Raw genomic sequence first — 13684 nt, 5'->3', positions numbered from 1 at the left:
AGCGCAGACAAGTTTACGCAGTCTGTGCAGACTGCTATGCCCGGGCATGACGATCCGACCCTGGTTCCACCATGCGCCTGCGAATTGCCCATTCCACCAGTTATCGCTACGAGCCGCCGGCCTCGGGCGTGATCCAGATTTTGCGCATGACGCCCGGCAGCCATGACGGCCAATATGTCGCCGAGTGGCAGATCGACGTCTCCACGGACTCCCGCCTCGACATGCATCAGGACGCGTTCGGCAACGTCACGCATGTGCTCACCCACGGCCCGATCGCCGACCTCACCATCCGTGTCGAGGGCCTGATCGAGACCCACGACACCGGCGGCGTGCTGCGCGGCACCGACGAGCGGTTCCCGCCGAGCCTGTTCCTGCGCTCGACGGGGCTTACCGAAGTCAATCCTGCGATGGCGACGTTTGCCCGCGAGATGCGTTCGGAATCCGACGGCGACGTGCTCGGCTTCCTTCATGCGCTGATGGTGCAGATCAACGAGCACATGACGTTCGACGAGGACCCCACCAATTCAGGCACGTCGGCGGTGGAAGCTTTTGCGCTCAAGCGTGGTGTCTGCCAGGACTACGCCCACATCTTTATCGCCTGCGCCCGCTCCGGCGGCGTTCCGGCGCGCTTCGTCTCCGGACATTTCCTGCGTTCCGACGGCACCGTGCACCAGCAGGCCGGCCACGCCTGGGCGGAAGCTTACGTGCCTGATTTGGGCTGGGTCGGCTTCGATGCCGCCAACGGCATCTGCACCACCGACGCCCATGCCCGTGTCGCGATCGGACTCGACTACCTCGGCGCCGCGCCCGTTCGCGGCACCCGCTATGGTGGGGGGACCGAAACGCTGACGGTTGCGGTCAAGGTCGATCGGGCCGGACGATCGGGACAGTGGCAAAGCCAGTCGCAGTGACGGGGTTCGTAGGGTGGCAAAGGCGCATCGCGCCGTGCCCACCATGTCTCCACGAGCACGGTCCTCGATGGTGGGCACGCTTCGCTTTGCCCACCCTACGGATCACTTATCCAACCACACATCCTCGAACCGCAGGTTGTTGTACTGGCTGTTATCGTGCGGCCTGAAGTTCTTCACATGGGGCTGCCAGCAATTGCCTGCCGATGAATGCAGGATGATCGGCCGCGCGGCGTCCTCGACCAATAGCCGCTCGATATCCCAAACCATCTTTCTGCGCTTTTCCTTGTCGAGTTCGCTCGATTGCGCCGCCAGCAGGCGATCGACCTCCGCGTTGCAATACTGCGTGTAGTTGCGCTCCGACTTGCAGGAATAGTTCTCGACGATATTGCCGTCGGGATCGTCGACGCTGACGCCAGTGACGTTCAGTCCGATCGTGTAATCCTTCTTGGCCAGCCGCGCGTACCAGCGCGGCGTGTCGAGAATGTCGAGTTCGCTAGTGATGTAGATCTTCTTGAGCTGATCGGTCAGGATCACGGCAGGATCGCGATAGGTTGGCAGGTTCCTCGTCTGGATCTTGATCTGCAGCGGTTTTGCATCGCTGTAGCCGAGCTTCTGCATGATCGCCTGTGCCTCGACGACGCTCTTCTCGGTGTCGGGACCATATCCGGTCAGCGATGTCACCATCTCCGGCGGCATACCCCACTCGCCTTCGGGCTTGGCCAGCATCGCCCCGCCCATCCGCGCCATGCCCTCCATCAGAATGGTGTTGAAGGGCTTACGGTCCAGCGCCAGTGACATCGCCTTTCGGATATCCGGATTGTCGAACGGCGGATTGACGCGGTTGACCATCAGGTTGATCTGCGTTCCCGTGGCCGTCATCTCGCATATCGCGTTCGGCGCGCGCGCCTTGATGTCCTTCATCAGGGGAACGCTGACGTCGGAGGGAAAGGTGATGTCGTAGTCGCCGGTGGCGAACGCCAGCATACGCGTGGCGCGGCTGTCGATCATGCGGAACGTGATCTCGTCCAGATAAGGCCGATCCTTCCTCCAGTAATCGGGGTTGCGCACGAGACGGACCGACTCGCCGCGCTTGAATTCGACGAATCTGAAAGGCCCGGTGCCGACGGGCTTGGTGCGCATCACCTGCTGCGGCACGTGGCAGGGATAAACAGGCGAAAACGCGCTCGCGAGCAATACCGGCAGGCTCGGTTGCGGCTCGCTCAGCTCAAAGGTCGCCTCGTAATCGCCGTTGATGCTGACGTCCTGCAGCTTCGTGTACCAGACTTTTCGCGGATTGCGCTTGAAGTCCTGGGTCTCGGTCTTGCCGATCAGCATCCGCCAGGTGCACTGCACGTCCTTGGCCGTGAACGGCTGGCCGTCGTGCCATTTCACGCCCTGCCGCAGCTTGAACGTCAGTTTGGTGTTGGTCGAATCCCAGGACCAGCTTTCGGCGAGATCCGGAATGACTGTGTCGATGCTCTCATGAACCTTGGCGGAATCGAACACCACGAGATTGTTGAAGATCGCCGCGAACGGCGTCACCGAGGCGATGGTCGCTTCCTCGTGCAGCGAGGTCGAGGGCGGATTGTCGTTGTGATAGAGCCTGAGCGTGCCGCCCTTTTTCTGTGCGGCGGCGGGGCTGGCGGCAACCAGTGCGATGCAAAAGAGCATGATGAGCGCGGCGTGTAACTTGCCCGGCAAATTGCAGGTGCGCATTCAGCCTCCCAATGTATTTTCTTTTTCTGTAGAATTGTAGAACTGCGAGAGATCAACGGTAGCGCAGAGGACTGGCCATGTCAGCAGGCGACAAGGTTTTTGCCGGCTCGATTCCGGAAAACTACGACCGCGATATGGTTCCCCTGATCTTCGCGAGCTACGCCCGGGATATTTCTCAAAGGGCTGCCGCACTTTCGCCCAAAGCCGTGCTGGAAACGGCAGCCGGCAGCGGCGTGGTGACGCGCGCACTGGCGCCGAAGCTTTCGCCCGATGCCCGCTACGTCGCGACCGACCTCAATCAGCCGATGCTCGATTATGCCGCCACACGGCAAGACCGGGATGACCGCATTGCCTGGCGCAAGGCCGATGCGCAGGCGCTGCCGTTCGAAGATGCGGCCTTCGATCTGGTTTGCTGTCAGTTCGGCGTCATGTTCTTCCCCGACCGCCCCTCCGCCTACCGCGAGGCCCGGCGCGTGCTCAAGCCGGATGGATGTTTCCTGTTCAATGCATGGGACCGCATCGAGGAAAACGTGTTCGCCGGCGACGTGACCGATGCGCTCGCGGAGTTTTTTCCGAACGACCCTCCGCGCTTCCTGGCCCGCACACCGCACGGCTATCACGACACCGCGCTGATCCGGAGCGATCTGGAGAAGGCAGGCTTTTCGAACGTCACGATCGAAACCAGAGCGGAGGAGAGCCGCGCGCCCTCGCCCCGTCATCCCGCTGTCGCCTATTGCCAGGGAACGCCGCTGCGCAACGAGATCGAGGCCCGCGGCGCCGACAAACTCGAGGCCGCCACCGAACACGCCGCATCCGCCATCGCGCGCAAGCACGGCAATGGCGAGGTCGCCGCCAAAATCCAGGCGCATGTCATCCTGGCGCGTGCATGATCCCGGTTTGGGCTCCGGGATTGGTCCAGGAGGCGGATGGTCACCGGGTATGAGCCGCCACGCCGCCCGGCAGGCAGGTTTTGGCCTCCGGTTGCATGCCGTGCCGCGGGAATTGGGGTTGGATGCCCCCTTGAAATTGGCTACTAGTTTGGCCGCCGAAAAATTCAGGCGCGTTCGGGGACTTGGAATGACCTATTGTTGCGGAATTCTGGTGCGGGACGGGCTCGTCATGATTGCGGATACCCGCACCAATGCCGGGCTCGACAACGTCTCGACCTTCCGCAAGCTCCATATTTTCTCCAAGCCCGGCGAGCGCATCATGGCGATTGCCAGCGCCGGCAATCTGGCGATCAGCCAGTCGGTGCTGTCGACATTGACCGAGGGCATCGAAGACCCCACCACCGGCGAGGTCGAGACGCTGATGAACGCGCCGACCATGTTTCAGGCGGCGCAGCGCATCGGGCGGGCGATCCGCATGGTCCATGCCACCGAAGGCCCGGCGCTGCGATCCGAAGATGTCTCCTTCGACGTCTCCTTCCTGTTCGGCGGACAGATCAAGGGCTCGCGGATGCGGCTGTTCATGGTCTACACCGCCGGCAATTTCATCGAATGCACCACCGATACGCCCTATTTGCAGATCGGCGAGCACAAATACGGCAAGCCGGTGCTCGACCGCGCGATGCACTATGACGTCGAACTGTATGAGGCGCTGAAGACCGGGTTGATCTCGATGGATTCGACCATGCGCTCCAACCTCGGCGTCGGGCTTCCGATCGACGTGCTGGTGGTGCGCACGGATGCCTGCGAGGCCGATCTCAACCACCGCATCGAGGCGGGCGAGCCCTATTTCCACGACCTGCGTTCCCGCTGGTCGGCGGCGTTGCGGGCGGCGCACCAGAATATTCCGAGACCACCCTACAAATCCGAAACAGAAGCAAAAAACTGAAGGCGAGGAAACAATGGCCGACGCAACAAACAAGATCGCAATCGTCACCGGTGCCGGCACCGGCGTCGGACGCGCCGCATCGCTGGCGCTGATGAATGCAGGCTTCACCGTCGTGCTCGCCGGACGCCGCATGGAGATGCTGGAAGAAACCAAGAAGCTCGGCGACAATGTCGGCAAGAGCCTGTGCGTTTCCGCTGACATGACCGATCCCGGCTCGATCGCGGCGCTGTTCGCCAAGGTGAAGGATACCTATGGCCGGCTCGACGTTCTCTTCAACAATGCCGGTATGGGCGCGCCGCCCGTCAATTTCGAAGACCTCACCCTCGAGCAGTGGCAGGCGGTGGTGAACACCAACCTCACCGGCCCGTTCCTGTGCACACAGCACGCGTTCCGCATCATGAAGGACCAGAACCCGCGCGGCGGCCGCATCATCAACAACGGCTCAATCTCGGCGCACGCGCCGCGGCCGTTCTCGGCGGCCTACACCTCGACCAAGCACGCGATCACGGGTCTCACCAAGGCTTCCAATCTCGACGGCCGCATGTACGACATCGCGGTCGGCCAGGTCGACATCGGCAATGCCGCCACCCCGATGACGGACCGCATGGTCGCCGGCCCCGGTGTGATGCAGCCCGATGGCACGATGAAACACGAACCGCGCATGGACGCGAAGGCGGTCGGCGACGCGGTGGCCTACATGGCCGGCCTGCCGTTAGATGCCAACGTGCTGTTCATGACGGTTATGGCGAGCAAGATGCCGTTTGTCGGACGGGGCTAATCAAACCACCGCTGTCGTCCCCGCGAACGCGGGGACCCATACTCCGCGGCGCTGATTAGGTACGAGACGTCTAGCATTCGTGTTCACACGAGATATCACGCGGTATGGGTCCCTGCGTTCGCAGGGACGACATGCTGAGACATCGTAGCTCCCCCTACTCCAGCCGCTCCACCTTCCGCAGCGCCGGGAACAGCTTCATCCATAGCAGCGCTATCGCGATCGTCCCGACGCCGCCGAGCACGGCGGCCGGCATCGCGCCGAACAGCGCCGCGGTGACGCCGCTTTCGAACTGGCCGAGCTGGTTACTGGCATTGATGAACAGGAAATTGACCGCGCCGACCCGGCCGCGCATCTCGTCGGGCGTCGAGAGCTGTACCAGCGAAAAACGTATCACCACGCTGATCGTGTCGGCGGCGCCGAGGACCGCCAGCGCCACGACCGACAGCCACATCCACTGCGACAGCGCAAACACGACCGTTGCCGCGCCGAACACGATCACTGCCTGAAACATGCGCAATCCGACATGGCGATTGATGCTGTGGCGGGCCAGCACCATGGTCATCATCAGCGCGCCGACCGCGGGCGCGGCGCGCAGGATGCCGAGACCGAGCGGGCCGGTCTGCAGGATATCGCGCGCATAGATCGGCAGCAGCGCTGTGACGCCGCCAAACAGCACGGCGAACAGATCGAGCGAGATGGTGCCGAGGATCGCCGGATTGTTGCGGATGAAGCGGACGCCGGCAAAGACATCGTCTGCCGTCGCATTCGGCTTCGCAAGCTCCGGCCTGGTCGTATGGATGAAGCCGGTAAGAACCGCGCCGACCAGCCAGAACACGACGATGACGAAGTAAGGCAGGCTCGGCGCGAACACATAGGCCAGCCCGCCAAGCGCGGGCCCGGTGATGGTCGCGACCTGGGCTGCGCCGGAGGAGATCGCCGTCGCGCGCTGCACCGAGCCTTTGGGCGCGATCAACGGCAGCAGCGCGGCCGTGGCGGGGCTCTCGAAGGCGCCGGCGATGCCGATCATGAAGGTGGCGATGAATATCTGTGTCACGGTGAGCCAACCGGCAAAGGTGCTGACGGCCAAAAACAGCGCCGTCGCCGCTTCCGCGATCTGGCAAAGCTGCACTACGCGCTTGCGCTCGAACCGGTCGGCGGCGTGGCCGGCCACGAAAACCAGCAACGCCGTGGGCAGGAATTGCACCAACCCGACCATGCCGAGCTGAAAGGCGCTGCCGGTAATGTCGTAGATCTGCCAGCCGATCGCAACCGCCGCGATCTGGCTGGCAAAGCGCGAAAGACTTCGCGACAGCAGGAAAAACAGGAACGGCCCGTGCCTGAGCAGATCGCGGGCGCCGACAGGCATCGTCGAGGACATGAGAGACGGGTGGCCGAGCGGGATGCAGATGTCAACGGGCAGGCCCGCAACACGGCATTGCGCGGCCGCCCGGCGCTGGCATAATCGCTCCCGGGTTGGCGGGGGATTCATGCTGCAACTGCAATCGGCGTTCGGTGTGCTGGCGTTGCTGGCGATCGCATGGTCACTCAGCGAAAACCGCCGCGCGGTATCGTTGCGGCAAATGGCGGTTTGCCTTGCCGCCACCGTGGTCACCGCGCTGGTGCTGCTCAAACTGCCGCCGGTGGCAAAGGCGTTCGGCGCCATCAACGACGCCGTCAACACGATCTCGGCGGCGACGCGCGCCGGCACTTCCTTCGTGTTCGGCTATCTCGGCGGCGGCGCACTGCCGTTTGACCTCAAGGCGCCGGGCGCGGATTTCATTCTGGCGTTTCAGGCGCTGCCGATCGTGCTGGTCATGAGCGTTCTGACGACGCTCTTGTTCTACTGGCGCGTGCTGCCGCCGGTCGTGCGCGGCATGGCATGGCTGCTGGAGCGCACGCTCGGCGTCGGCGGCGCGGTGGGCTTGTCCACCGCGGCGAATATCTTTCTCGGCATGGTCGAGGCGCCGCTGTTCATCCGCCCCTATCTGGCCCAGCTCACCCGCAGCGAATTGTTTCTGGTCATGACCGGCGGCATGGCCGGCATCGCCGGCACCGTGCTGGTGCTCTACGCCACCTTCCTCGCGCCGCTGATCCCGGACGCGGCGGCGCATTTTGTCATTGCATCCGTGCTGGGCGCGCCGGCGGCCATTCTGATCAGCCTGATCATGGTGCCGGAGACTTCGGATAAGCGCACCGGCGGATCATTGGAAGATCCCGACATGCAAACCTCGAGCTCCATGGACGCGATCGTCAAGGGCACCACAGCCGGGCTCGAGCTACTGCTCAACATCGTAGCCATGCTGCTGGTGCTGGTGGCGCTGGTCTATCTCGCCAACGCGATCCTCGGACTGTTGCCCGAAATCGGCGGCGCCAGAATTTCGCTGCAGCGGCTGCTGGGCTACCTGATGGCGCCGGTATGCTGGCTGATGGGCCTGCCATGGCCGCAAGCGGTCACGGCGGGAAGCCTGATGGGCATCAAGACCATCCTCAACGAATTGATCGCCTATGTCGAACTGTCAAAGCTCGGCACGGATGCGCTCGATCCGCGCTCGCGGCTGATCATGCTCTATGCGATGTGCGGCTTCGCCAATTTCGCGAGCCTCGGCATCATGATCGGCGGTCTCGGCACCATGGCCCCGGAGCGTCGCGAGGAAATCAATGCGCTGGGATTGAAGTCGATCGTCTCAGGCACGCTGACGACGTGTTTGATGGGGGCGATCGTCGGGGTGATGACGTAAGGTCGTCAGCCTGTAGCCCGGATGGAGCGCAGCGCAATCCGGGACACGTGTTCAATCACGCGCAGCGTTCCCGGATTTCGCTGCGCTCCATCCGGGCTACAAGATCAGCTCGCCAATTCCACCGTCTTGAACTCCGCCGGCAAAATCACTTCCAGCAATTCCACGTCATCGGAATAATCCATGATCAGGTGCTTGATGCGCGGCGGCTGCGTCCAGGCGCTTCCTTCCTTCATCAGCGTCTCGCCCTGCCCTTCCATGTAGGTCTTCACCCAGCCCTTGAGCACGTAGACCATCTGGAATTCGAGATCGTGGTAATGCAGTTTTGAAACTTCCGCCGGATTGCAGGGCCCCTGCAGGCGGATCACATGCGCCTGCGCCAAACCGTGCGTCGCGTCCGCGATGCCGAGGTCGCGGTACTTTGCGTAAGCGCGCAGGCCGTCGGTCTTGAAATCTTCTTCGCGGTGATGGCTGACGGCGATGGTTTGCTTCGGCCGCACCTTCTTGGCCGGCTTGGGCTTGGCCGCCGGTGCGCCCCTCGTCTTGGATTTGACTGTCTTGCGGGCCGAAGACTTGGCTGCCGTCTTATGGCCCGACCATTTCTTCTTCACGGCGGTCTGCGCCGCGGGACGTGATACCGCCTTCTGCTTGGCCATTTGTGCCTCCCGTTTTTTTGTGATGGGAGGAGGCTAACACAAATCGAAATTTGTAGGGTGGGCAAAGCGCAGCTTGCCCACCATCGCGAGCGGAGTGTCAGGTGGTGGGCACGGCGCAAGCGCCTTTGCCCACCCTACGGCACTACGGCATCCCGCTCAATGCAGCCTGAACACACCATCCACCGCGCGCAGTTCGGCGGGCTTGATCAGCCTGGAATGCGCGACCGTCACGGAAAACAGCGGGCCATCGAGCTTTTCCTGCCAGAACGCGAGGAAATCCTTCAGCGCCGGGAATTTCGGAAACAGATCGTAGTTCTGCCAGACATAGGTCTGCAGCAATGAGGGATGATCCGGCATCCGATACAGGATTTGCGCCGTCGTCAGCCCGTAACCCAGCACCTGCTTCCGGAAATCGTCGGAAGCAACTCCAACCCGCGAGACCATGCCAAACCTCCATTGCTGGAAGCGCATTTCACGTGGTGGCCACACACCGAGCCACCCCGGCGGAGATGCGCTCACATCTGAGAAATGTGACGCACGATACCCACCCATCACAAGCCTAAATGTTTAATGAATTGTTGAAAATTCACGCGTTAAAGCAGCTTACCGCACGTGCTAATACGGGGGCCGCGCCCCCGTCCGGCGAATTAATCATGATTAACGAAATTGGCAGGCGTCATATTTGAGTGCCAATTTTTCTGCTAGAAGCCCTTGTCCCCCGAACAAGACTGGCCTAAATCAGCCGCAGCCGCGTTGGCACTCGCCTGCTCGGACTGCCAAATTTCCAAATCTGATAACATCTTCAGAAACTTAGGAGGACTGCATGAAATTCCGTCCGCTTCACGACCGCGTCGTGGTCAAGCGCATCGACGCCGAAGAGAAGACCGCTGGCGGCATCATCATTCCGGACAGTGCCAAGGAAAAGCCCTCGCAGGGCGAAATCACCGCCGTGGGCCCGGGCGGCCGCGACGAAGCCGGCAAGCTGATCCCGATCGACCTCAAGGTCGGCGACCGCGTGCTGTTCGGCAAATGGTCGGGCACCGAGGTCAAGATCGACGGTGAAGATCTCCTGATCATGAAGGAGAGCGACATCATGGGCGTGCTCGACGTCCCCGCCACCAAGAAGAAGGCTGCCTAAGCGCTTCGCCTGCAACGCTCACCCTGAGGAGCGCCCGCAAGGCGCCTCCCCGACAGGGTGAGAACAAGCATCAACTCAGGGAAATCCAATATGTCAGCTAAAGAAGTCAAATTCGGCGTAGATGCCCGCGACCGCATGCTGCGCGGCGTCGACATTCTCGCCAATGCCGTCAAGGTGACGCTCGGTCCGAAGGGCCGCAACGTCGTGCTCGACAAGTCGTTCGGCGCTCCCCGCATCACCAAGGACGGCGTCACCGTCGCCAAGGAGATCGAGCTAGAGGACAAGTTCGAGAACATGGGCGCGCAGATGGTGCGCGAAGTCGCCTCCAAGTCGGCCGACGCTGCCGGCGACGGCACCACCACCGCGACCGTTCTGGCGGCTGCGATCGTCCGTGAAGGCGCCAAGTCGGTTGCCGCCGGCATGAACCCGATGGACCTGAAGCGCGGTATCGACCTGGCGGTGGAAGCCGTGGTCGCCGACCTCGTCAAGAACTCCAAGAAGGTCACCTCGAACGAGGAAATCGCCCAGGTCGGCACCATCTCCGCCAACGGCGACGCCGAAATCGGCAAGTTCCTCGCCGACGCCATGAAGAAGGTCGGCAACGAGGGCGTCATCACGGTTGAAGAAGCCAAGTCGCTCGAGACCGAACTCGACGTCGTCGAGGGCATGCAGTTCGACCGCGGCTACATCTCGCCCTACTTCGTCACCAACGCCGACAAGATGCGCGTTGAAATGGACGACGCCTACATCCTGATCAACGAGAAGAAGCTCTCCTCGCTGAACGAGCTGCTGCCGCTGCTCGAAGCCGTGGTGCAGACCGGCAAGCCGCTGGTCATCGTCGCGGAAGACGTCGAAGGCGAAGCTCTCGCCACCCTCGTCGTCAACCGTCTGCGTGGCGGCCTCAAGGTTGCTGCCGTGAAGGCTCCGGGCTTCGGCGATCGCCGCAAGGCCATGCTGCAGGACATCGCCGTTCTGACCGGTGGTCAGGCGATCTCGGAAGATCTCGGCATCAAGCTCGAAAACGTGACCCTGCAGATGCTCGGCCGCGCCAAGAAGGTGATGATCGACAAGGAAAACACCACCATCGTCAACGGCGCCGGCAAGAAGGCCGACATCGAGGCGCGCGTCCAGCAGATCAAGGCGCAGATCGAGGAAACCACCTCGGACTACGACCGTGAGAAGCTGCAGGAGCGTCTGGCCAAGCTCGCAGGCGGCGTCGCGGTGATCCGCGTCGGCGGCGCGACCGAAGTCGAGGTGAAGGAGCGCAAGGATCGCGTGGATGACGCGATGCATGCGACCCGTGCGGCGGTTGAAGAAGGTATCGTGCCGGGCGGCGGCGTCGCCCTGCTCCGCGCCTCCGAGCAGCTCAAGCGCATAAGGACCGCCAACGACGACCAGAAGACCGGCGTCGAGATCGTGCGCAAGGCGCTCTCCGCGCCGGCCCGCCAGATCGCGATCAATGCCGGTGAAGACGGCTCCGTCATCGTCGGCAAGATCCTCGAGAAGGAGCAGTACAATTACGGCTTCGACTCGCAGACCGGCGAATACGGCAACCTGGTCACCAAGGGCATCATCGACCCGACCAAGGTGGTTCGTGCGGCGATCCAGAACGCGGCTTCCGTCGCGGCTCTGCTGATCACCACCGAAGCCATGATCGCCGAACTGCCGAAGAAGAACGCCGGCGGCAGTGGTGGCGGCATGCCTCCGGGCGGCGGCATGGGCGGCATGGACTTCTAAGGTCCAGCCTCTCAGGCGATTGTCAAGGAATGCAAAACCCCGGCAGCGATGCCGGGGTTTTTGTTTGGGTGTTGATTCTCCGCGCGAAGCCGCAATAACATCTCTCGTCATTCCGGGGCGGCGCGCAGCGCCGAGCCCGGAATCCATTGCTCCGCTTGCTCATGGCCTACTACGTCTACCTCCTCGCGAGCGACAAATACGGAACGCTCTATCTCGGCGTGACGAACGACATCGTTCGCCGCGTGTACGAGCACAAGAGCAAAGTGGTCGCTGGCTTCACGAAGCGATACGCCGTCGACAAACTGGTCTGGTTCGAAATTTACGACGATCCCACGTCGGCAATTGCGCGTGAAAAGGAATTAAAGAAGTGGCGGCGTAACTGGAAGATCAGGCTCATTGAAGAGTGAATCCGCAGTGGATTGATCTATATCCGCAAATATCGACCTGAGATTTTGGGTAAATGGATTCCGGGCTCGATGCTTCGCATCGCCCCGGAATGACGAGATGGGCTTGCCACCAACAAAGCCAAAGAGCCCCAGCAGCGATGCCCGGGTTTTTAGTTTGGGTGTCCTCATCCTCGCCCTCGAAAACGCACCCTTCAATAAGGCTTTGCCCACGCGTCGGCGGCGGCGATGATCTTGCCGAACAGCCGGACGAGTTCGCGCCGCTCCGCCGGGTCGAGCGTTTCCAGCATTTCCTTTTCGCGCTCGACAAAGCTCTTGATGATCGCGGCGTATGTGCGTTGTCCGGATTCGCTCAGGTGCAAAACCTGCCGACGGCTGTCGGCGATGTCGGTCTTCCGGGTGATCAGCCCCTTCTTCTGGAGCAGCTTGACCGCGCTCGCGATGCTGGTCTTCGGCCGTCCGGTCACGATGCTGATCTGCTGGGCGTTCAGGCGTGGCTGCCGCGTCAGGCAGAACAGCACGATCCATTCGGAGCGCGTCAGCTTGAACGACCGCTCCATCATCGCCACCAGCGGGCCGACATAGAAATTGGCGATGTAGTTCATGCGATACGCCACGGGTATCGGATTGTCCCTCAGGATCGCCTCGAGCAGCAATCCGTGCAGCACGCGTTCTCCGGGCTGCCAGCCGACGTTCAGCTCTTCCGTCTTGCCGATCCTGCGCTTCGCTGCCGCTCTGCCCGCCATTGCCGCCACTCAATTCCCCGCCAGATGGGCCGTTATCGCCCGGTATAGGCTCATGTGATTTTTCTCGATACAGAGGAAGTGCGAGCCGCCAGGTATTTCTAGGCACGATTTTTCAGCCGAGCCGATCGCTGATTGCAGCCGCTGCATGTCGGTCCTTGTCGAGGTGGTGTCGCGTTCTCCCCGCACCAGCAGGACAGGCGTGGTGATCGCTCGCGGATCATACAGTGGCCGGCCGTTGAACACCTCGATCAAGTCGGCAAATGCACCGTTCGGACAACGAAATGCCGGCGGATGATGCAAACCGGAGCGCGGATCGTTGGCTGCCAGCGTCTCGAATAATTTTTCCACCACGCCATCCTCGCGAACATCGCGCGGGTCGCCGGACACATCGCCGTTCCAGCGCGCAAAGACATCGTCCCTGGTGATCAGGCGATAGGCGCCAAAATGGCCGGCCAACCTGCGCGTGTCCGCGGGATCACCGATCCGGTCCAGCCACATGGCGTTCTTCTCTGCAAACAGTGGCGCGTAGAGCACCAGCCTGCGAACTTCGGCGGCATGTCCGCTGGCGTACCAGCCCGCGATGATTGAGCCCCACGAAAAGCCGATCACGTCGATCGATTGAACCGAGCGTCGCTGCAGAATGGCGGACACCGCCACGCCAATGTCCGCGACGGCGTGCCGCGCCCGCGAAAACGGCGGATGCGCATCCGGCGGCGCGTTCATCACGTCGTGCCCGACCGACGCGCCATACCCCCGAACATCGATTGCATAGACAAACCGGCCGCCGTTCGCGAGCTCCTGCATCAGCGAGTAACCGGCAAGCGGAAGATCGAACAGCGCCGATCCAAAAGAAGCGCCGTGCATCAGCAGTACCGGCGGATGGAGCGCCTCACCTGCCGGCGCCACCTCCCACAGGCCGAGCGCCATCTCGCCGTCGGCCGTTTCGATCCGCAGCAATCGCTTCGTCGTCATGACCTTATCGCACCCGCGAAATCCTGCATCGCACCATCTCCACGCTATTCCAAGG

13 protein-coding genes and 1 pseudogene are annotated in these 13684 nt (G+C 62.3%); 8 read left to right on the top strand and 6 right to left on the bottom strand.

Features of this window, described 5'->3' with window-relative positions; all coding sequences use genetic code 11:
- The first annotated feature begins 71 nt into the window (after positions 1 to 71).
- Complete coding sequence (locus KIP88_RS15085; protein WP_214488696.1) at positions 72 to 911, top strand: transglutaminase family protein; 840 nt, start codon at positions 72 to 74, stop codon at positions 909 to 911.
- Positions 912 to 1013: 102 nt separating this feature from the next.
- Here KIP88_RS15085 and KIP88_RS15080 read toward each other — a convergent pair whose 3' ends face one another.
- Positions 1014 to 2627: an ABC transporter substrate-binding protein gene (locus tag KIP88_RS15080; RefSeq protein WP_249790781.1), complete on the bottom strand. Its 1614-nt coding sequence runs from the start codon at positions 2625 to 2627 to the stop codon at positions 1014 to 1016.
- 77 nt (positions 2628 to 2704) lie between these two features.
- Here KIP88_RS15080 and KIP88_RS15075 point away from each other — a divergent pair, with 77 nt between their 5' ends.
- The 3 genes from KIP88_RS15075 (at position 2705) to KIP88_RS15065 (ending at position 5241) form a co-directional block, all read left to right on the top strand.
- On the top strand, positions 2705 to 3517 hold the full coding sequence (locus tag KIP88_RS15075) for a class I SAM-dependent methyltransferase (protein WP_214488695.1): 813 nt from the start codon (positions 2705 to 2707) through the stop codon (positions 3515 to 3517).
- A 187-nt stretch (positions 3518 to 3704) separates the two neighbouring features.
- Positions 3705 to 4463 carry a proteasome-type protease gene (locus KIP88_RS15070; RefSeq protein ID WP_214488694.1) on the top strand — a complete coding sequence of 253 codons (759 nt, stop codon included), beginning with the start codon at positions 3705 to 3707 and terminating at the stop codon, positions 4461 to 4463.
- Positions 4464 to 4476: 13 nt separating this feature from the next.
- Positions 4477 to 5241: an SDR family oxidoreductase gene (locus tag KIP88_RS15065; protein ID WP_214488693.1), complete on the top strand. Its 765-nt coding sequence runs from the start codon at positions 4477 to 4479 to the stop codon at positions 5239 to 5241.
- Positions 5242 to 5395: 154 nt separating this feature from the next.
- Here the strand turns inward: KIP88_RS15065 and KIP88_RS15060 are convergent, their stop codons facing one another.
- The gene (locus KIP88_RS15060; protein ID WP_214488827.1) at positions 5396 to 6619 is read right to left on the bottom strand and encodes an MFS transporter; all 1224 of its coding nucleotides are present in this window, start codon (positions 6617 to 6619) and stop codon (positions 5396 to 5398) included.
- 109 nt (positions 6620 to 6728) lie between these two features.
- Between KIP88_RS15060 and KIP88_RS15055 the strand changes: the two genes are divergently transcribed.
- Positions 6729 to 7979 carry a NupC/NupG family nucleoside CNT transporter gene (locus KIP88_RS15055; RefSeq protein ID WP_214488692.1) on the top strand — a complete coding sequence of 417 codons (1251 nt, stop codon included), beginning with the start codon at positions 6729 to 6731 and terminating at the stop codon, positions 7977 to 7979.
- A gap of 104 nt (positions 7980 to 8083) precedes the next feature.
- Here the strand turns inward: KIP88_RS15055 and KIP88_RS15050 are convergent, their stop codons facing one another.
- Complete coding sequence (locus KIP88_RS15050; protein ID WP_214488691.1) at positions 8084 to 8632, bottom strand: cupin domain-containing protein; 549 nt, start codon at positions 8630 to 8632, stop codon at positions 8084 to 8086.
- A 156-nt stretch (positions 8633 to 8788) separates the two neighbouring features.
- Complete coding sequence (locus KIP88_RS15045; RefSeq protein ID WP_057833772.1) at positions 8789 to 9076, bottom strand: usg protein; 288 nt, start codon at positions 9074 to 9076, stop codon at positions 8789 to 8791.
- A gap of 379 nt (positions 9077 to 9455) precedes the next feature.
- Between KIP88_RS15045 and KIP88_RS15040 the strand changes: the two genes are divergently transcribed.
- The 3 genes and pseudogenes from KIP88_RS15040 to KIP88_RS15030 all read left to right on the top strand — a co-directional run bounded on the left by KIP88_RS15040 (position 9456) and on the right by KIP88_RS15030 (position 11955).
- Positions 9456 to 9770 (top strand): co-chaperone GroES, encoded by a 315-nt coding sequence (locus KIP88_RS15040; RefSeq protein WP_214488690.1) that lies wholly within the window; start codon positions 9456 to 9458, stop codon positions 9768 to 9770.
- Between the two features lie 90 nt (positions 9771 to 9860).
- Positions 9861 to 11507: a chaperonin GroEL gene (groL, locus tag KIP88_RS15035; protein WP_214488689.1), complete on the top strand. Its 1647-nt coding sequence runs from the start codon at positions 9861 to 9863 to the stop codon at positions 11505 to 11507.
- 161 nt (positions 11508 to 11668) lie between these two features.
- Positions 11669 to 11955, top strand: a pseudogene (locus tag KIP88_RS15030) (GIY-YIG nuclease family protein).
- A gap of 150 nt (positions 11956 to 12105) precedes the next feature.
- Here the strand turns inward: KIP88_RS15030 and KIP88_RS15025 are convergent.
- Both KIP88_RS15025 and KIP88_RS15020 read right to left on the bottom strand, forming a co-directional pair.
- Positions 12106 to 12657, bottom strand: a complete 552-nt coding sequence (locus KIP88_RS15025; protein WP_214488688.1) for a MarR family winged helix-turn-helix transcriptional regulator — start codon at positions 12655 to 12657, stop codon at positions 12106 to 12108.
- Between the two features lie 9 nt (positions 12658 to 12666).
- On the bottom strand, positions 12667 to 13629 hold the full coding sequence (locus KIP88_RS15020) for an alpha/beta hydrolase (RefSeq protein WP_214488687.1): 963 nt from the start codon (positions 13627 to 13629) through the stop codon (positions 12667 to 12669).
- Positions 13630 to 13684 lie beyond the last annotated feature (55 nt).

Source organism: Bradyrhizobium sp. SRL28, assembly GCF_018596315.1.
Classification (GTDB): domain Bacteria; phylum Pseudomonadota; class Alphaproteobacteria; order Rhizobiales; family Xanthobacteraceae; genus Bradyrhizobium.
The sequence above is the reverse complement of the archived record's forward strand: the minus strand, read 5'-3'. Positions and strand labels throughout refer to the sequence as shown.